Annotated in this window: 18 protein-coding genes and 1 pseudogene; 8 read left to right on the forward strand and 11 right to left on the reverse strand. The window is 68.1% G+C overall.

What is annotated here, in order from left to right; genetic code table 11:
* Positions 1 to 372: 372 nt before the first annotated feature.
* The 6 genes and pseudogenes from RHCRD62_RS12945 to RHCRD62_RS12970 all read right to left on the reverse strand — a co-directional run bounded on the left by RHCRD62_RS12945 (position 373) and on the right by RHCRD62_RS12970 (position 6,983).
* Positions 373 to 978 carry a hypothetical protein gene (locus tag RHCRD62_RS12945; protein ID WP_050065075.1) on the reverse strand — a complete coding sequence of 202 codons (606 nt, stop codon included), beginning with the start codon at positions 976 to 978 and terminating at the stop codon, positions 373 to 375.
* A gap of 516 nt (positions 979 to 1,494) precedes the next feature.
* Positions 1,495 to 2,067: pseudogene (locus RHCRD62_RS12950) on the reverse strand (DUF6226 family protein); the annotation flags it as partial.
* A 1,372-nt stretch (positions 2,068 to 3,439) separates the two neighbouring features.
* Positions 3,440 to 4,528, reverse strand: coding sequence for a hypothetical protein (locus tag RHCRD62_RS12955; protein ID WP_050065077.1), 1,089 nt, complete (start codon positions 4,526 to 4,528; stop codon positions 3,440 to 3,442).
* Positions 4,525 to 5,382, reverse strand: coding sequence for an ABC transporter ATP-binding protein (locus RHCRD62_RS12960; protein WP_050065078.1), 858 nt, complete (start codon positions 5,380 to 5,382; stop codon positions 4,525 to 4,527). Before RHCRD62_RS12960 ends, RHCRD62_RS12955 begins: the two co-directional genes overlap by 4 nt.
* Positions 5,379 to 5,780 (reverse strand): GntR family transcriptional regulator, encoded by a 402-nt coding sequence (locus RHCRD62_RS12965; protein WP_050065079.1) that lies wholly within the window; start codon positions 5,778 to 5,780, stop codon positions 5,379 to 5,381. The genes RHCRD62_RS12960 and RHCRD62_RS12965 overlap by 4 nt, the downstream gene beginning before the upstream one ends.
* Before the next feature lie 99 nt (positions 5,781 to 5,879).
* Positions 5,880 to 6,983 carry a lipase family protein gene (locus tag RHCRD62_RS12970; RefSeq protein ID WP_253277298.1) on the reverse strand — a complete coding sequence of 368 codons (1,104 nt, stop codon included), beginning with the start codon at positions 6,981 to 6,983 and terminating at the stop codon, positions 5,880 to 5,882.
* 246 nt (positions 6,984 to 7,229) lie between these two features.
* Here RHCRD62_RS12970 and RHCRD62_RS12975 point away from each other — a divergent pair, with 246 nt between their 5' ends.
* Entirely contained in the window at positions 7,230 to 7,517 is a 288-nt protein-coding gene (locus RHCRD62_RS12975) for a putative quinol monooxygenase (RefSeq protein ID WP_050065081.1), read from the forward strand.
* Positions 7,518 to 7,521: 4 nt separating this feature from the next.
* Here the strand turns inward: RHCRD62_RS12975 and RHCRD62_RS12980 are convergent, their stop codons facing one another.
* Both RHCRD62_RS12980 and RHCRD62_RS12985 read right to left on the reverse strand, forming a co-directional pair.
* The gene (locus RHCRD62_RS12980) at positions 7,522 to 8,178 is read right to left on the reverse strand and encodes a sterol desaturase family protein (protein WP_050065082.1); all 657 of its coding nucleotides are present in this window, start codon (positions 8,176 to 8,178) and stop codon (positions 7,522 to 7,524) included.
* Complete coding sequence (locus tag RHCRD62_RS12985) at positions 8,175 to 8,903, reverse strand: FadR/GntR family transcriptional regulator (RefSeq protein WP_050065083.1); 729 nt, start codon at positions 8,901 to 8,903, stop codon at positions 8,175 to 8,177. Before RHCRD62_RS12985 ends, RHCRD62_RS12980 begins: the two co-directional genes overlap by 4 nt.
* A gap of 117 nt (positions 8,904 to 9,020) precedes the next feature.
* Here RHCRD62_RS12985 and RHCRD62_RS12990 point away from each other — a divergent pair, with 117 nt between their 5' ends.
* The gene (locus RHCRD62_RS12990) at positions 9,021 to 9,620 is read left to right on the forward strand and encodes a hypothetical protein (RefSeq protein ID WP_050065084.1); all 600 of its coding nucleotides are present in this window, start codon (positions 9,021 to 9,023) and stop codon (positions 9,618 to 9,620) included.
* A gap of 5 nt (positions 9,621 to 9,625) precedes the next feature.
* On the opposite strand, the gene RHCRD62_RS12995 is transcribed toward RHCRD62_RS12990, so the two are convergent.
* Entirely contained in the window at positions 9,626 to 10,213 is a 588-nt protein-coding gene (locus tag RHCRD62_RS12995) for a TetR/AcrR family transcriptional regulator C-terminal domain-containing protein (RefSeq protein WP_050065085.1), read from the reverse strand.
* A gap of 142 nt (positions 10,214 to 10,355) precedes the next feature.
* Here RHCRD62_RS12995 and bioB point away from each other — a divergent pair, with 142 nt between their 5' ends.
* From bioB to RHCRD62_RS13010, 3 genes are read left to right on the forward strand one after another with little or no spacing between them, the layout of a single operon-like run.
* Positions 10,356 to 11,369, forward strand: a complete 1,014-nt coding sequence (bioB, locus tag RHCRD62_RS13000) for a biotin synthase BioB (RefSeq protein WP_050065276.1) — start codon at positions 10,356 to 10,358, stop codon at positions 11,367 to 11,369.
* A gap of 2 nt (positions 11,370 to 11,371) precedes the next feature.
* A complete protein-coding gene (locus RHCRD62_RS13005) occupies positions 11,372 to 11,596 on the forward strand; it encodes a biotin synthase auxiliary protein BsaP (protein ID WP_050065086.1) in 225 nt (74 codons plus the stop codon).
* Positions 11,597 to 11,630: 34 nt separating this feature from the next.
* Entirely contained in the window at positions 11,631 to 12,212 is a 582-nt protein-coding gene (locus tag RHCRD62_RS13010) for a DUF2567 domain-containing protein (protein ID WP_084734235.1), read from the forward strand.
* Between the two features lie 38 nt (positions 12,213 to 12,250).
* Here the strand turns inward: RHCRD62_RS13010 and RHCRD62_RS13015 are convergent, their stop codons facing one another.
* Entirely contained in the window at positions 12,251 to 12,940 is a 690-nt protein-coding gene (locus RHCRD62_RS13015; RefSeq protein WP_050065087.1) for an NUDIX hydrolase, read from the reverse strand.
* A gap of 82 nt (positions 12,941 to 13,022) precedes the next feature.
* Here RHCRD62_RS13015 and nadA point away from each other — a divergent pair, with 82 nt between their 5' ends.
* From nadA to nadC, 3 genes are read left to right on the forward strand one after another with little or no spacing between them, the layout of a single operon-like run.
* Entirely contained in the window at positions 13,023 to 14,054 is a 1,032-nt protein-coding gene (nadA, locus tag RHCRD62_RS13020) for a quinolinate synthase NadA (RefSeq protein WP_050065088.1), read from the forward strand.
* Positions 14,054 to 15,667 carry an L-aspartate oxidase gene (locus RHCRD62_RS13025; protein ID WP_050065089.1) on the forward strand — a complete coding sequence of 538 codons (1,614 nt, stop codon included), beginning with the start codon at positions 14,054 to 14,056 and terminating at the stop codon, positions 15,665 to 15,667. The genes nadA and RHCRD62_RS13025 overlap by 1 nt, the downstream gene beginning before the upstream one ends.
* Positions 15,664 to 16,527, forward strand: a complete 864-nt coding sequence (nadC, locus tag RHCRD62_RS13030; RefSeq protein ID WP_050065090.1) for a carboxylating nicotinate-nucleotide diphosphorylase — start codon at positions 15,664 to 15,666, stop codon at positions 16,525 to 16,527. The genes RHCRD62_RS13025 and nadC overlap by 4 nt, the downstream gene beginning before the upstream one ends.
* Positions 16,528 to 16,573: 46 nt before the next feature.
* Here nadC and RHCRD62_RS13035 read toward each other — a convergent pair whose 3' ends face one another.
* The gene (locus RHCRD62_RS13035) at positions 16,574 to 18,004 is read right to left on the reverse strand and encodes a cellulase family glycosylhydrolase (protein ID WP_253277299.1); all 1,431 of its coding nucleotides are present in this window, start codon (positions 18,002 to 18,004) and stop codon (positions 16,574 to 16,576) included.
* Between the last annotated feature and the right edge of the window lie 48 nt (positions 18,005 to 18,052).

The following is an 18,052-nucleotide window of genomic DNA, read 5'->3' on the forward strand; positions in this document are numbered from 1 at the left end:
CGGCCAGGTGATCTCGGACCGGAGGGGTGGGCGCCGGCGCCCGCAGCGGGGTCATCAGCGGCTCCGCATCACCACCGGGGATCGAGCTTCGGTGCGGGGTAGGGGATGACGGCTCGAATCGCGCTGCAATCGGGTCGGAGATCCGCTCGAGCGGATCCCACTTGGAGCCGTGGGCGCAGGCGGCGAAGGCGCAGGTGGCTCCTGCGCACTCCCCAGCGGCGGCTGTGAACGGTCACCGTACTTGGCAATTTGCCAGGTAGTTGGCACAGCGTCGGTCGAGATCGCCGACCACCTGGATCCCATCCTGTCCAGTCAGGTGCGACAGCGACTGGAGGAGCCTGAGTAACCTCAGTCGACGCCCCCGCGGACCGATCAGATCGATTCGGGGCTGTTAGCCGACTCGACGAACCGTGACCAGTGCGGCACTCGCACGACGATAGGTGAGAGCGTTTTTCGTCCCTGGCCGAATGGAAGTTCGTTGGCCAAATACTCAACGAGGTTGGCCCCGTAGTAGATGATGTCGGTTTGCCACGCGGAGAACACCGGCGATCCCGCCGGGGAGGGCGCTGCGGGGGTGAACCGGTGCCCGAATATCGGGACGAGGCGAGGCCACGTGCCTAGTTCTCGGCGCACGGTCGTGGCTACATCCTCGGGCGCGCACGGTAACTCGCCCCAGGTTGCAGGCCAGAAGGGTGGATTTTGGTTCAGTGCGTCGAAAATGAACCCTTCGGCCACCCTGTCCAGCCAGGCCCTTAACTCGAGGTCGCTTCCATTGCGCCAATCCGGCCAGCCGTCGCCCAGCGGTAGGGCTGTCGTGAGGAGGCTCTGGTGGTCCGGGTTGAATCGGAATCCGAAGCGTTCGTCGATCGAGTCGAATTCGGCATCGGTCAAGCCGGGACCCAGTTCGATCCCTGCATCGTCCAGCAGCTTCGCCGCGTCGTACCCGGGTTGTCCCACTCGAAGATCATCGCAGAGCATTCGCTCAGCCGAACATCTCGCCCGTAGTGCGTGCGGGCATGGGGTTCTGAATTTGCGCATCCGCGGCCGATGCTGAACTTCGCTCGCCGGAATGCGCCTCCTGATCAATGCGTTCGGGGTGCGACGAGCCCACATGGCATCGGTCAGGTCGACGATCCAGCGCAATCTGCGGCCCTGGCGCGCCGACGGAGCGGCCGGCTACACGGTCCCGGCAGCAATCCCGAAACTCTCCCACCACCACCTGTGAATCGCCAAGATAGGTGGCCATTTGCCAGGACAGTTGGCCTACCTCGTCTCAAGGTCGACAACGAGTCGGGTCCGGCCTGACTACGCCGAAGATGGCCGATGAGCAGCCGGATGCCGTAGAGCAGCCGCAGTCCCCCTGTTAATGGACGCCGCAGTTGGCAACTTGCCACATAGTCCGTGCAGCCGAGTCGGCAGAGTCGTCGGCATCATGCCGCTTCGCCGGTGTTGTGCAGGAGTACGTCGTGCTCAGACGGCAGCCCGCTCCGCGTTTCACCGGTGGTCACCCGACTTTTTGATCAGCCAGGGCCGCCAGTGCCCGCTTTGCGGTGGTATGACTGGGCGGGCGCGCAGCTCGGCCTCCCGTTGCGGGGACAGGGACTGACTGCCGCTGCGACCCCAGTCGTCACCGTCCCAGGTGTGCTCGAGCGTCCGCTGTGCCACGTTGATGCGTTCGGACAGTTTCCCGCCGGCGAGAGCCGTGCAGTACTTGACCAGGTCCTCGACAGCGTCTTCGACTTGCTCGTCGCAGGTGTCGCATCCACATGCAGGAAGTGCGATGTGCTGCCAGGCACCTACATCTAGATACAGCCCCGGAAACGATGTCGTGGTGATCGTCAGCGGCGCCTGATCCGGATCCGGTGGTATGAGCCGAATCGACTCGATCGTCCGGACAGTCGATGACGCTCGCCTTGGCACTGCCGGTTCGCGGGTAACGGTCACCTCGAACCGAAGCTCGAGGTCGGCAACGAGCTCCTCCGCCGCGGGAATGAGCGGCGCGAACCGCTGCGGGTTGGTCACCCGCCCGTAGGCCTCCTGCGGCGGACCCTCCACTGCACCTCCCTCGTGTCGGTCACCGTCTCAGTGACGACGATGCACCGCATAGTGTTGCGTGAGCTGACGCAGCCCGGCAAATGCGACACGGCCGCGAACCGCCGGCGGTGTAGCTTCATTCCACTCAGATCGAAAGGCGCGCATCGTGGCCGGATCGACGTTGCTTGGAAGTTGCCATCGAGACTGGATTGACCCAACAGGCAATCGTTGACTGCGAGAACTCGAGTTCTCTCCTTGAATGCGTCCTCGACAATCACCAAGGTCGGGACGGTCGCACCATCGTCGGAATCTCAGGGATCGAGGCCTCCGAAAATCGACGATCACCGACGAGCTGGCGAATCGTCTCTCGACTCTCGGGCACGACGTGTTGGTCATCCGTAGCGACCACGTGCCGAGAGGCCGCGATGGCGGGCACTGCCCCCGGAATCGGGAAGACCTGCACTGCGCAGCGTTCCCGAGTGCGGGATTGGAGCCGTCGACGCCGTGAGTGTCGGCGGCTTCAACTCGTTAGGAGTGGATCGGTTCCGGGTTCAGAGCATGCGCGCACTGCGGATTGATCGGTAGGTCCCATCGGCGTCCCGTTGTCCATCAATCGTTCGTACTCCGGATACAAATCCGGGCTTCACGGCCGGCATCGGTGACCGGTTGGCGAGTCTCCCAATAACGTGTCCGAATTGGGTGTGTCTCGAAACCCGTTGGTGTCGACGATTTATGGGACACCTCAGCTCGAGAACGAATCGTCGGCCTCTACTTAAGGTCCGTACGGCGACGAGGGTGTTGAGCCCACGCAGCCGCTGAGTCGGATCGGTGCCCCAGGAAGGTTGCATCGCCAACCTCCGCCGACAGCATGATTTGGCCAACGAACTGCTGCGAACAATTGCCAACTATCTTGACCACGATCACGACTGGCCGTGGTCAAGATAGTTGGCACGCCGCAGGTCAGGGCGCCGGGAATTGCCAACTACGAGGGCGATTCACAGAAGGAGGATCGATGACAGGCAGGCAGTATCGATGAATCGTGCGATCACTGCCACGCCCTCGTCCACGACGAGCCCGGCGGCTGGGCAACTGAGACGGCACCCGATCACACCAGCGATGCCGGGCGCACCCAGCGGACCGCACCGAAACACATCGACCCCGACCAGAGATCCGGATCAATCACCGCCACCACTTGGGCGAGTTGATGGCCGAGGCGCTCGACCACGCCCGCACCCGCCGCGAAACCGAACTGCGGTGGGGCAGTAGCCGGGAACGCGGCGGGCGGGCAGGGGTCGGGAGACGACGACGTCCCGTGACGGCGAACTCTGTTCAGGACGCGAAGGCGTTTCGGACGAATGTGTGCGTCTCGTCCCTCGGAGTGCAGCACGGCAAGTGCGGCGTTCGGTCAGGGTCGCAACCTGCGCAGCGCCCACAACGACGGGACGAACAGCAGTGCCGACAGTGCCAGAGCCAGCGCGGCCTCCGTCACCTGAAAGCGGCGCAGCAGTCCGACCGGGTGGTATCTGACCTCGAAGTGGTCGGCGCCCTGCGCGCGTAGGCACTCGGTGTACCTGAGTTGCTGTTGGCTCTCGATGGCATCCTGGCGAGTCTCGTACTCGGCGAACGTCTCCTCGGGCCGCTGCTGCCAGTTCTCCTCGTAGACGGTCGCGCAGTGGCTGTAGTCGATCGGCACGGCGTTGCCGTCGGCGTCGACGTAGTTCGAGTCGAGCTGCCAGGACCTCGGATCGTCGGCCGCGTCGTACGCTCCGACGAACTGGCTGTCGGAGTATGCGACGTACCCGCCCGACCAGCCGAGCGGCTGCGCCCGGACGGTGACGGCCGCGTAGTGCGGTCGGGCGCCGAACTGGAACCCGACGAGCAGCACCGACATCGCGATCAGCGTCACCACCATGGCGCCGATCGTGTTGCGCAGCAACAGTGCCACGCCGCTCCCGAGGATCAGGGCGAGGAAGGTGTACGCGCCGGCAACGAGGCCGGTGGACTGGAACAGCGGAAAGCTCAGCGGCGAGTAGAAGGAGTAACTACCGCCCGAGAGATACGGGTGCTGCGTTCCGCCCCCCGGCGACCGGGTCCAGTCGAGGACGGCCCCGAGTACCGTCATGGCGACGGTAACGGGAACGAACACCACCAGTACTCGCGTCCAGTACCAGCGGGCACGGCTCACGGACTGGGACAGTCCCAGCACGTGGGTGCCGCGTTCGATGTCGCGGGAGAACACCGTCACGCCGACCAGCAGCCCGAGCAGAATCGGTAGCAGCACCGTGAGCAGGGTGACGAAGGTCAGGGTCGACTCCGCCCAGCACTGCGTCGAACCCCCGCCGGGAACGCACCCGAAGAACGTCCCGTACGGCAGGGGTTGGTCCGAACGCCGCACCACCAGACCCGCGAGCAGCGCCGCCCCGGTGAGCAGCGCAATGGCGCCGAGCGTGAGGATGATCGACATCCGGTGCTGGCGCCAGGTGGCCCAGGTCATGCCGCCTCCCCGTCGGTGTCGGTCAGGTAGGCGAGGACGATGTCGTCGAGGTTCGGCGGCTCTACTCGCCAGCCGTCGCTCGGCGTCGGGCGCGGGCCACGTACGAGGTGACTGTGCCGGTGCGAGTCGATGACGGTGCCGTCGCCGATCATCGTCGTCGGATCGGACGACCCGGTGAGCAGATAGTGCTCGCCGATCAGGTCGTCGAGCGATCCGGTCAGACGCGTCCGGCCGGATCCCAGGATCACCAACTGATCTGCGATCTCGGACACTTCGGAGAGCACGTGCGAGGACAACACGACGGTGGTGCCGTGCTCGGCGACATCCGCGAGGAGGGTGCGCACGACGGATCGTCTTGCGAGCGGGTCGAGTTCGGCCAACGGCTCGTCGAGCAGCAGCACTTCGGGACGCCTGCCTAACGCGAGGGCGAGCGCGACCCGCGTGCGATGCCCGGGGGAGAGTGTCTTTACCCGGGCGGACAGCGGGATTTGCGCGTCCGCCACCAGCGCGGTCGCGTAGTCGTCGTCCCAGCGGGCGTTCGTCTTCCGGCCGAACGCCAGAGTGTCGGCGACCGAGAATCCGCGGTAGAGCGGCTTGTGCTGGGCGACGTAGGACAGGCCGGGCACGATGCCGTTCCGGCCGGGCCTGCTGCCCAGCACCGTCACCTCGCCTGCGTCGGGCTCGAGCAGTCCGACGACGATCGACATCAAGGTGGACTTGCCTGCCCCGTTGGCGCCGACGAGGGCGGTGATGCTGCCGTGCTCGACGTCGAACGAGCAGCCCCGCAGCGCCTCGGTGCGTCGGAACGACTTGTGCAGCTCGCGCACGGTCAGTGCGCTGCCGGTCTCACTCATACGAACTCTCCTGTGTCCTCGCCGAACTCGGAATCCAATGCCGCCGCGACCAGTGCCTCGAGATCCGATCGGTCCAGCCCCGCGGCCGCGGCCGTCCGCGCCCAGTCGGTCAACTCGGCCTCCAGGGCGCGGCGTTCCGCCATGCCGGGTTTGCTCAGCGACCGGGTCACGAAGGTGCCCAGGCCCGGTCGGGCTTGCACGAGCCCGTCGTTCTCCAGCTCCCGGTACGCCTTGAGGACCGTGTTCGGGTTGACGGTGACCGCCTCGACCACTTCCTTCGCGGTGGGCAGTCGGTCGCCCGGATTCAGGTCGCCGAGCCGCAGGGCCTGTTTGACCTGCAGGACCAGCTGAACGTAGGCGGGGATGCCGGATCGACGGTTGATGTGAAACTCGACCATCGAATCTCCATTTCACTACTTAATTAGTGAAATGGATATTGGCGGTCTTCCGGCCGGCTGTCAACCCGGCACGCGTCATGGCATGCCCTTAGGCGGTCGTCAGGGTCCGAACAGGTTGCGCACGAACGTGTTCGCCTCGGGCTCGGATGCGAGCATCGTCTCCAGATGGCCCTTCGGGTACACCCGGAACGTGAAACGCTGCCCCGCCAGGGCGAGGTCAGTGGCCAGCTTGAAGGTCAGCGGAGAGGGAACGACGGTGTCGAACAGGCCCTGCCCCAGGAACAGTGGCCGGTTGTACCCGCGCACCGGAATCGCCAGCATCTCTTGCAACGCGGCCAGGATCGGGGTGTCGAGCCTGCGGGAGAACAAGTCTCCGATGGAGGTGGCGCCGATCGCCGCGTTCGCCTCCTCGTAGCAGAGTTCCTCGGCCAGCGTCAGCACCGCCCGTCCTCGTGCGCTCAGGTAGGCGTCGACGTCCACGTCGGGTCGCGCGGCGCGCAAGCCCGCGAGCGCGTACGCGATGAAAGTGGTGGTTCCGGTCAGCGGCAGCTGGGGGAATCCGGGACCGCCGAGAACGGCGAGATTCTCGATGTTCGACGGCACACCGAGTGCGACGGTTCCCCGGTAGTCGAGTTCCGGCGCGTAGGAGGTGGCGATCGTCGCCGTGACCATCGCCGCCTGCCCACCCTGGGACTGCCCGAGCGTCAACCACTTTCGCGACAACGTCGGTTCGGTCGCCACCCCCGCCCGCACCATGTCGACCACGGCGTGGGCCTCGGACCGGCCGTCTAGGTACGGATGCACACCGTCGGTGCCGAGCCCGACGTAATCCGTCGCGACGATCGCGTAGCCCTGCGCGAGCCATCTCCCGAGGTACGGCCCACCAATCTTGCCTGTCACCGTCGGTGCGCACGTATCGGAGATCCCGACCGCGCCGTGGGCCCACGACACCACCGGCCAGCCGCCGGGTGGGGGAGCGCCCGGCGGTAGGAACACCGCACCCGTGGACAGTGCGGGCTCGTCGTTCGGGCCGAGGGTGCCGTAGGTGACCGCGGTCCCGGACACCGAGCCGGGGATCCACTGCTCGGGCGGCAGAGGCCTTGTGGCGGTGACGGTTCCCGGCGCGGCAACGTCGGCGGCGGCCGACGCGGCCATCACGACGGGCATCGTGAGCACCGCGGTGACGGAGACAGTTGCGACCATGCGCGCAAACATGTGACCAGTCTGACGAACGAGACGACGAACAAGCAGTGCTGAATCGGCAACTATGGCGTAACGATCCGGCGGCGGGAGTCTCGCCGTTGTGTGGGGCCGCCTCTCGGGCGCAGTCTGAAACGGATGCTGGTCACCGAGATCGCGCCCGACATCGACTGCTTCTCCACACTGGCAGATGAATGTCACCGTCCGGGGCGGTCTGCACTGTCACCACCGCAAACGATAGGAGACACCGTGATCATCGTTGCCGGACACATTGTCGTCGACGCGCACGATCGTGAGAGCTACCTCGCGAGCTGCGTCGACGTCGTCGAGCAGGCCAGGGCCGCTACAGGTTGCCTCGACTTCGTGATCGCCGCCGACCTCGTCGATCCCGCGCGGGTCCACGTGTTCGAGCGGTGGGACTCGCGCGCCGCCGTCGAGGCGTTCCGTGGGTCGGGACCCGACGGCGGGCAGGCCGCGATGATCGTCGCCGCGTCGGTCAGCGAGTACGAGATCAGTTCGGAGCGGTCGCTGAACTGATTTCTCACGCGCCTGCGTGGAGGCTGCGCGCAGTCGGGGACGTCGGGACGTCGGCCGGATCGGGGCAGGTGCCGAGCATTCGGTCGGCGGTGCCGCTCGTGGTGACGGTGAACCAGTAGTGCTCGTTCTTGAAGTGGTGGTGACGATGATTGCGCCACACCGCCCGATACGACCGGGACCGCGGCTTGTAGTCGCTGTGAACGAGGAAGTGCGTCCACTCGTACACCATGCCCAGCGCGGCGACGGTGACCAGGAACGTCAACCCGAGTCCGAGTCGACCGAACGCGAACGCGGCGATCGCCACCAATGTCGGTAGCAGCCAGACGAGCGTCTGCCACGGAATGAACACCAGTGGTACGTCACGCGGATCCGCATGGTGCTCACGGTGCTTGCGTGCCAGCAGAGAGTCGGCCGTGACACCGAGAACGCGGCGGGGCCGCCAGTGCAGGATGCTCACGTGGATGACCCACTCGACGAACGGGAACGCCGCCAGTGCGACGACGGGGACCAGCGCGTCGGTCCACTGCCAGTCGCCGACGGCGATGCGCGCACCGGTCGCCGCCACCAGGACGCCGCCGATCATCCACGGCGTCGGATGGCGCCGGAACTCGTCTGCCGCGTCGCGGAGGGTGACGTCTCGGCGTACTCGTGTGCTGGTCATTGCTCCTCCTGTGTCTGGTCGAGCTGCTCGATGAGGCCGGTCAGTGCCGCTGTTCCGAGGTCGAGGAGTGTGGCGGCGGAGGTCGCGGCGGCGTCCGCGCCGCGGTCGGCGATGGCCGAAGCGAGTTCCCGGTACAGGTCGGTGCGGCCGACCTCCGCCACCATCACCGTCGACAGTGCCGCCATCGTCGGTTCGTAGGCGTTTCGCAGGCTGTTGAAGATCAGCCGGAACGCGATCGACTCGGCCGCGTCGACGACGTGCTCCCAGAAGACGAGTGCGCACCGTTGGAGCTCGACGGGGTCGCGCACGGACTCCAGTAGAGCCAGTGAATCCCGCAGCAGCGCATCGGTTTCCGTGGTAGCGCGTGCCGCTGCCAGTCCCGCGACCTGCACGCCGATCAGTCGCCGCGCCTCGAGGACGCTGCGAGCGACCGCCCAGTCCGGCGTGCCGGCGGCGATCAGGAGGTGCGGCAGTAGTTCCGGGCCTGCGTGGCGCCGGAAGTCGCGAACGGAGGTCGACTCGCCCTGTCGAACCTCGACGAGTCCGGCCTGCGTCAGCTTCTGGATGGCCTCCCGAACTGCGGGCCGTGACACTCCGAACGCCTCGGCGAGGTGGCGTTCGCTCGGTAGCGACTCGCCCGCGAGGAGATCGCCGCCGAGTACCCGCGCGCTGATCTGGTCGAAGACGGCGGCGGAGGTGGTCGTGCGGGCGATCGGTTCGAACATGGATCGACGGTAGGCTCCACGCGGTATGAGGTCAAGTGGTCAGACCAGTTGGATTCGGACTTTTCGTCGCCCGGCAGTGGGCGGGTCGTGTTTTGCTGGATCGACGCGGCGACTGCCGTGGGCGATCGTCGAAAGGGTGAACGTGCACTACTCCACCGCAGCGGATCAGGGCTCATCGTGCCGGATGCGGGTGGACGCACGGTGATCGATCCGCGGATGGTTCGGCTCGGCGTCGCGGAATCGGCGGAGACCCTGCGTGAGGTGAAGACACTGCTCGAAGGGCTCGTCCATGCCGCGGCCGAACTGTCGGGCGGCGAGGAGATCGGTGCGCGGCTGGGCGATCTCGTCGCTGTCCTCGCCGACGCCGACACGACGCTCGGCGGTGTCGATCGCATGGTGGTCCGCGTCGTCGACGCGGCTCGCGAGGCGGGCACGATTCCCCCGGAAACGTACACGGCGCGCGTCGACCCGGCGGGAGTCACCGAGTGGGTCGACTCGCCGAACCCCCTCGAGCGTGCCCGCACTGCGGGCAGGATCGTCGTGTCGGACGGGACCGGTGCCGAGGTCGCGGTGTTGCCGTACGGCACGGTGACGGGCTGGTCACCGAGCAGTTTCGATCGGATTCTCCTCGACTCCGGGTGGATCCGTATCGGCCTGTGGGACGAGCGGAGTACCTGTGTCGTCGAGCCGGAACTCGGCGGGTCCGGAACGCGCTGACACCGTCAGTGCCGCGCGTGCTCCGACAGGCGGCTGCGGACGCCGTCGACGAACAGGGTGAGGCCGTATTCGAATCGCGCCGTCCCGCTGGTGACGTCGTAGAGCGGAGAAGCGTCCTCGGTCAGTGCGCCGTGGCTGTCCATCTGCATCCGAGACTGTTCGTCCATCGTCTGGCCGAGAATGTAGAAAAGCAGTGTGTCGGCGGCGAATTCGGCTTCGTCCGCGGGCAGGCCGGCATCGGTGCACGCGCCTGCGAGGGTGTCGCGGGCGTCGTTGGTGGCGAGCCGCGCGGCGTAGGACGCCGATGCCAGTTCCGCGCCGTCGCGGTGGGCGAGCAGTGCGTCGCGGAAGCGATGCGCCAGCACGTCGAGCCGTGCGTCCCATGTGGACGTGTCCGTCGGCGCCGCCACTCCGGCGAGCATGTCGTCGGTGATCGCGGCCAGCAACGTCTGCTTGTTGGGGAAGTGCCAGTAGAGCGCGCCCGGCTGCACCCCGAGCGACGTCGCGAGCCTGCGCATCGTCAGGTCGCCGAGTCCGTACTCGTCGAGGATTGCGATCGCCCCTGCCAGGACGTCGGCTCGTCGCAGCTGCACTCTCAGGCCCGCTTTCCCTCGGTGGTCGGTTGACACCATTTCACCACGACCCTAACCTGAACGCTGTTCAACTTGTACGGTGTTCAAGTTCGCGAGGCGAACCATCTCAGCCCGGACACCCGAGAGCATCCAGGAGCTACCCGTGACCCAGGCACCCGCCCGCACCGACATCCTCGCCGTCGCGAGGGAGCAGGTCCTCGAACGGGGTGAGGGCCTGACGCAGGACCAGACCCTCGAGATCCTGCAACTGTCCGACGACCGGCTCGAGGAGCTGCTCGCACTCGCCCACGACGTCCGCATGAGGTGGTGCGGCCCGGAGGTCGAGGTCGAGGGCATCATCTCGCTCAAGACGGGCGGCTGCCCCGAGGACTGCCACTTCTGCTCTCAGTCCGGCCTGTTCCAGTCCCCGGTCCGCGCCGCGTGGCTCGACATCCCGAGCCTGGTCGAGGCCGCCAAGCAGACCGCGAAGACGGGTGCCACCGAGTTCTGCATCGTCGCGGCCGTCCGCGGCCCCGACGAGCGCCTGATGGCGCAGGTCGCGGCGGGCGTCGAAGCCATCCGCAACGAGGTCGACATCCAGGTCGCCTGCTCGCTGGGCATGCTGAACCAGGAGCAGGTCGACCAGCTCGCTGCGATGGGCGTGCACCGCTACAACCACAACCTCGAGACGTCGAAGTCGTACTTCCCGAACGTCGTCACCACGCACTCCTGGGAGGAGCGCTGGGACACGCTGCGGATGGTTCGCGAGGCCGGCATGGAGGTCTGCTGCGGCGGCATCCTCGGCATGGGCGAAACCCTCGAACAGCGGGCCGAGTTCGCCGCGAACCTCGCCGAACTGGAGCCCGACGAGGTTCCGCTGAACTTCCTGAACCCGCGTCCGGGCACGCCGTTCGGCGACCTCGACGTCCTGCCCGCCGCCGACGCACTGCGCGCCGTCGCCGCGTTCCGGCTCGCGCTGCCCCGCACGATCCTGCGTTTCGCCGGTGGACGCGAGATCACCCTCGGCGATCTCGGTGCGAAGCAGGGCATTCTCGGTGGTATCAACGCCGTCATCGTCGGCAACTACCTGACGACCCTCGGCCGTCCCGCCGAATCGGACCTGGACCTGCTCGGCGAGCTGCAGATGCCGATCAAGGCCCTCAACCAGACGATCTGACGATGAGCGAGTCTGTCACCGCCGAGCGGTACAACCCGTTCACCGGGCTTCGGATCGTCGAGGGCGTCCCGGATGCGACACCCGCGTCCGCCGCACTCGGCCTGGAGCCGCCGCGCTTCTGTGAGCACTGCGGCCGCCGGATGATCGTCCAGGTCAGCCCGGACGGGTGGTGGGCGAAGTGCTCGCGGCACGGGGTCAGCGACTCGGCGGCGCACGAACTGCGCTGAGCACGGCTCCTGCTGCCGCCTAAGGTGGACTCCCATGACCGCCGACATCGTGCAGCCGACGCAGACGACGCCGCGGGCCGACCGCGCAGAAGTGCGGTTCGCCGCCCGCGTTGTCGTCGGCGTCGTCGCGGCAGGTGCGATCGCCGGAATCGTGTGGGGTCTGCTCGCCCCGGCGCAGCATTTCCTCGTCGTCTCCGGCGGCGGTGCGGTGTCGCTGACCGGGGAGAGCATCCATCAGTTCGACGCCGTCGCACTGTTTCTGTGCCTCGGCCTGATCGTCGGGGTGTTGTCCGCGGCCGCGGTGTGGACGCGTCGCGCACTGCGCGGAGTGGTCCCGTTCCTCGGCCTGCTCGTCGGGTCCATGGTCGGCGCTGCCACGACCGCGGTCGTCGGCCTCGGTGTCGTGGGGTTGCGTTTCCCGAGTCTCACCGATCTCGAGGTCGGGCAGATCGTCGCGGCGACACCGGGTCTCGGCACGGCCTTGGCCCTGATCGCGCAGCCGCTTGCGGCCTCGGTCGTGTACGCCGGGCTGGTGGCGTTCAGTCCGGATCCGCACCTCGGGCGTCCACCCGAGGGTGCACCTACCGACCCGGACTCTCGCGAAACGCTCCGCTGACCGCACTTTCGGCGCTGCGCCGCGGTGACGCCGTGCGCTCAGGACGGTGGACGCAGCGCGGCGAACTCGTCGGTGACGCGCAGTCGGGACTCGGCAAACCGGTAGAGCGCGGGCGGCCTGCCGCCGAAGCGTCCGGGGGGTGCGGTGGCGCCGGTCGCGACGAGTACCCCTCGACGTCCGAGGACGCGCTGCAGGTTCGTCGCGTCGACCTGGTAACCCAGAGCGGCACAGTAGATTTCACGCAGCGTCGACATGGCGAACTCGGCGGGTGCGAGGGCGAACGCGATGTTGGTGTACGACAGCTTGGCGGCCAGACGTGTGCGCGCGTACTCGACGACGACGCCGTGATCGAACGCGGTGCGGGGGAGCGAGGACACGGGATGCCAGGCGGTGTCCGGCGGCAGTACGGGGTCGGCGCCGAGGGGGATCAGGCCGAGGAAGGTCGACGCGATCAGCCGGACGTCCGGGACGCGGTGCGGGTCGGAGAACACCGACAGCTGTTCGAGATGGGCGACTTCGCGGACGTCGACCTTTTCTGCGAGCTGCCTGCGCGCGGACGTCGTCATGTCCTCGTCCTCGCGCAGGATGCCGCCGGGTAGCGACCAGGCGCCGAGTTCGGGTTCGAGGGCGCGCTGCCAGAGCAGGACGCACAGCTCCGGGCAGTCGCCGATCTTCCGAACCTGGAACACCGCGGTGAGCACTTCGTGGAGAGTGTTACCATTGGGCACGTTTTCGATCCTAAGTCGAAAACCCCCGAACAGGAAATCCGGGCACAGCCCGCCCGGATTGCAGCCAGTAAGGAGCAAGGCCATGACCACGACAGAGTGGACGGGAGCCGCCGCAATCGTCGACGGCCCGGGTGGCTACACCGGTGTCGAGGGGACGCCCGAGTGGGCGGAGGAGGTCCGCAGGCTCGCACGCGCCCAGAACGCCACGATCCTCGCGCACAACTACCAGCTCCCGGCGATCCAGGACGTGGCAGACCACGTCGGCGACTCCCTTGCCCTCTCGCGCATCGCGGCCGAGGCGCAGGAGGAGACGATCATCTTCTGCGGTGTGCACTTCATGGCCGAGACGGCGAAGATCCTCAGCCCGGAGAAGAAGGTGCTGATCCCCGACGAGCGCGCCGGCTGCTCGCTCGCCGACTCCATCACCGCCGACCAGCTGCGCGAGTGGAAGGCCGAGTACCCCGACGCCCTCGTCGTCTCGTACGTCAACACGACGGCCGAGGTCAAGGGCCTGACCGATATCTGCTGCACGTCCTCGAACGCCGTCGACGTCGTCGCGTCGATCGATCCGGACCGCGAGGTGCTCTTCCTCCCGGACCAGTTCCTCGGAGCGCACGTCAAGCGCGTCACCGGCCGCGAGAACATGCACATCTGGGCAGGCGAATGCCACGTCCACGCCGGCATCAACGGCGACGAGCTCACCGCGCAGGCCAAGGCCCACCCGGACGCCGAGCTGTTCGTGCACCCCGAGTGTGGTTGCGCGACGTCCGCGCTGTACCTGGCGGGCGAGGGCTTCGTGCCCGAGGACAAGGTGAAGATCCTCTCGACCGGCGGCATGCTCGACGCCGCCCGCGCGACCGGCGCGAAGCAGGTCCTGGTCGCCACCGAGATCGGCATGCTGCACCAGCTGCGCAAGGCTGCGCCCGAGGTCGACTTCCAGGCTGTCAACGACCGCGCCTCCTGCCCGTACATGAAGATGATCACCCCCGCCGCCCTGCTGCGCTGCCTGCTGGAAGGCAAGGACGAGGTGCACGTCGACGCTGCCGTCGGTGAACGCGCCCGCAAGTCCGTGCAGCGGATGATCGAGATCGGCAACCCGGGCGGCGGCGAGTAGTGACGGCACACCCGACCTCCGCCTGGGAGGCGCACGCCGACCTGGTGGTGGTCGGCGGCGGGGTCGCGGGACTGACCGCGGCCCGCACCGCGACCCGCGCCGGACTGCGCGTGCTCACCGTCAGCAAGGGTGGTCCGACGGATACCGCGACCGTGTACGCCCAGGGCGGGATCGCGGTGAGCTCCGGGTACGACGTGGACGCGCACGTTGCCGACACCCTCGCGGCAGGCGGCGGCCTGTGCGACGACGCCGCGGTGCGGTCGATCGTCGCAGCGGGCGCGGACGCGGTGGCGGCGCTCGCGGACCTGGGTGCCGTCTTCGACCGGGGCCGCGACGGACAGGTTTCGCGCACCCGCGAGGGTGGTCACAGCGCCCGTCGCATCATTCACGCGGGCGGCGATGCGACGGGCGCCGAGGTCCAACGGGCGCTGAACGCGGCGGGGATGCCGGTGCTCTTCGGTGCCGCCGCGTCCCGCGTCGTGGTCGACGGCACGGGGGTTCAGGGCCTGGTCGTGCTGTCCGACAAGGGCTTCGGCGTCATCCACGCACCGACCGTCCTTCTCGCCACCGGGGGGATCGGGCAGCTCTACTCGTGCAGCACCAATCCGCCCGGAGCGACCGCCGACGGCATCGCGGTCGCGCTCGCCGCAGGCGCGAGCGTCGCGGACCTCGAATTCGTCCAGTTCCATCCGACCGTGCTGTTCGCCGCGGACGGAGTCGGCCGTCGGCCCCTGATCTCCGAGGCGGTGCGCGGTGAGGGCGCTGTTCTCGTGGATTCCCACGGTGATTCGGTGACCGCAGGCGTCCATCCGATGGGGGACCTGGCGCCGAGGGACGTGGTGTCGAAGGCGATCGCGGCGCGACTGCGGGCGCTCGGCGAGGACCACGTGTACCTCGACGCCAGGCGAATCGACGGATTCTCGGCCCGCTTCCCGACCATCACGGCGTCGTGCCTGGCGGTGGGTATCGACCCCGTGGCCGACCTGATTCCGGTCGCGCCCGCCGCCCACTACTCCTGCGGCGGCGTCGTCACCGACGTCCACGGTCGCACCGCGGTCCCCGGGCTGCTCGCGGCCGGCGAGGTCGCGCGGACGGGCCTGCACGGCGCCAACCGCCTGGCCTCGAACAGCCTCCTCGAAGGACTCGTGGTCGGGGAGCGTGCCGGACTCGCCGCCACCGAACGCGCCGGACTGCGTACCGAGGTCGGGTCCGCGGACCTTTCTGCGCACGAAGTGGTTTCGCGGGCATCGCTGCAGGCGACGATGACGGCACATGCGTCGGTGGTGCGGGACGGCGATGGACTTGCCGCGGCGTCCGCGGCGCTCGCGGCCACGACGTCGGGAATCCCGCGCACCGTCACCGATCTCGAAGACGCCGCGCTCACCACGACCGCGACGGCCCTGGTTCTCGCCGCGGCCGCGCGCACCGAGAGTCGCGGCTGCCACACCCGCCTCGACCACCCGGACACCGACGACGACTGGCGGCGCCCGCTCCACGTGCGCCGCACCCCCGACGGCACCCTGGCCGTCACGACGACGGCGGTGCCGTCCATGAGTACGACGGTGCCGTCCATCGGTACCGACCTCGACCTCGTCCCGACAGGAGCACGATGACCACCCTTGCCGAAGGCCTCGACGCCGACGAAGTTCGCACCCTGGTGCGCGTCGCGCTCGACGAGGACCTGCGTTACGGACCCGACGTCACCTCGGTGGCCACCGTCCCCGACGGGGCCGTGGCGAAGGCGTCGGTCGTCTCACGGTCGGCGGGTGTCGTCGCAGGTGTCGACGTCGGACTGCTCGTCCTCGACGAGGTTGTCGGCGCGGGCAACTACGAGGTGCTCGCCCGCCTCGACGACGGTGCGGCGGTGGAACCGGGAACCGTCGTGCTCACGGTGTCCGCGCCCACCCGCGATCTGCTCACTGCCGAACGCACCATGCTCAACGTGATGTGCCACCTGTCGGGTATCGCGACCGCGACTGCACTGTGGGTCGGCGAGGTCGAGGGTACCGACTGCAAGATCCGCGACAGCCGCAAGACGCTGCCGGGCCTGCGCGGACTGCAGAAGTACGCGGTCCGGGTGGGCGGTGGCGTCAACCACCGGATGGGTCTCGGTGACGCGGCCCTCATCAAGGACAACCACGTCGCCGCCGCGGGATCCGTGGTCGCCGCTCTGCGCGCGGTCCGCGAGGTCGCGCCGGACATCGAGTGCGAAGTCGAGGTCGACAGCCTCGCTCAGTTGGACGAGGTACTCACCGAGGACGTCGAGCTGGTGCTGCTCGACAACTTCGCGCTCTGGGAGACGCAGGCCGCGGTGCAGCGTCGCAACACCCGCTCTCCGCGGACGAAGCTCGAGTCCTCGGGTGGGCTGACTCTCGACGTCGCGGCCGAGTACGCGGCGACCGGGGTCGACTACCTGGCGGTCGGCGCCCTCACCCACTCGGTGACGGTGCTCGACCTCGGCCTGGACATGTGATCCCGCCTGCGGCCGGCCGCAGAAGTCGGCCGGCCGCAGGTACGGGTCAGGCCGCGGGCGTCACCGTGACGGTCACGTCACCGGTCGCCGCGGTACGGACGGTCAGCAGTCGGCTCTGACGGTCCCACGCCACGACGTCCGCGCCCTCGACGTCGACATCGCCTGGGAATCCGCTCTGCGGCAGGTAGATCTCGGTGGGAGCGGTGATCGCGGCGTCCGGCCGGAACGTCAGTTCGAGGCGGTCGACGGCCGACGACCAGCTGACCGGATCGCCCGCGACCGCGCGGGGGTATGCCTTGTTCAGGGTCTCGACGAGAATCGTCGGCGTGCCGTCCGGCATGTACGGTCCCCAGGTACCGGGGTCGCTGGACCAGTACGAGACGCCCGCACCCATCTCCCGCGCCTCGGTGTAGACACGATCGAGGTAGTCGCGGGCGCCGGGCAGGGTGGTGTCGAGCCCGAACTCCCCGATGATGATCGGGACGTCGCCGAGGACGTCGCCTGCGACGTGCTCGATACTGGCGCGCCAGGTGGTGATGGTCGCGTCGGTGAGGTCGCGGGACAGTCCCGAGTAGCCGTCGCCGAGGTCCAGCGGCAGCGGGTAGAGGTGTGGGCAGTAGGCGATGCGCTGCTCGCCGGCGCGGGGGTCGTCGATCTTGGCGAGCCCGCTGGGGATTCCCTGGTTGACGCCGATCGCCTGCGGGGCCACGCACACCCAGCTGTCCTGGTCGACCTGCCGGATGGCATTGGTGGTTCGTTGGTACATCGCGGTGAGCGGTCCGGCCTCGAACTCGGGTCCCTGCATGGTCCCGCCGAAGGGCTCGTTCATCAGGTCGTAGGCCACGACGGTGTCGTTGTCCGCGAACCGGTCGGCGACTGCCCGCCACGCGTTCGCGTAGTGCTCGACGAGCTCGGGGTGCTTGCCGGTGGTGTTCCAGAAGTTGTCGAACGCGCGCATCACGCCGGGCTGGATGTAGTAGAGCTCCCACCGGGGCTGCGGCGCCACCGGCAGGCCGTCCATGTAGGTCGCCCAGGCGGGAGCGCCGTTGCCGATCGCGCCCGCGCCGTTGCCGCCGTTGCCCTCGGGCGTGATCGCGCCGGAGTACACGTCCTGGTGCATGTCGAGCATCACCTTGTAGCCACGCTCGGCGTACCAGCCGACCCGCTCCTCGACGCGGTCGAGGTACGCCTGGTCGTACTGTCCCGGTGCGGGTTCCACCGAGCGCCACGAGATCAGGAAGCGAACGAAGTTGGTCCCCATCTCGGCGTGTTCGCGCACGAGGTCGGCCTCGGTGAAGTCGGGCATGCCGTCGGGAGCGCTCTTGGCGCTGGACGCGGTGTTGAATCCGCGCAGGATGAGGGACCTTCCGGCGTCGTCGGTCAGGTAGGACCGAGTCGCGGCTGTGTTGCTTCCGGACGACGGCAGACTGCTCTGGGCGGCGGCGATACCGCCGCCGAGCAGCAGCGAACCTGACACGATCAGGGATGTGAGCCGTATTCGACGCACCTGAGTCCTCCTAAGGGT

The sequence above is a fragment of the Rhodococcus sp. RD6.2 genome, assembly GCF_001040705.1.
In the GTDB taxonomy this organism is placed as follows: Bacteria; Actinomycetota; Actinomycetes; order Mycobacteriales; family Mycobacteriaceae; genus Rhodococcus_G.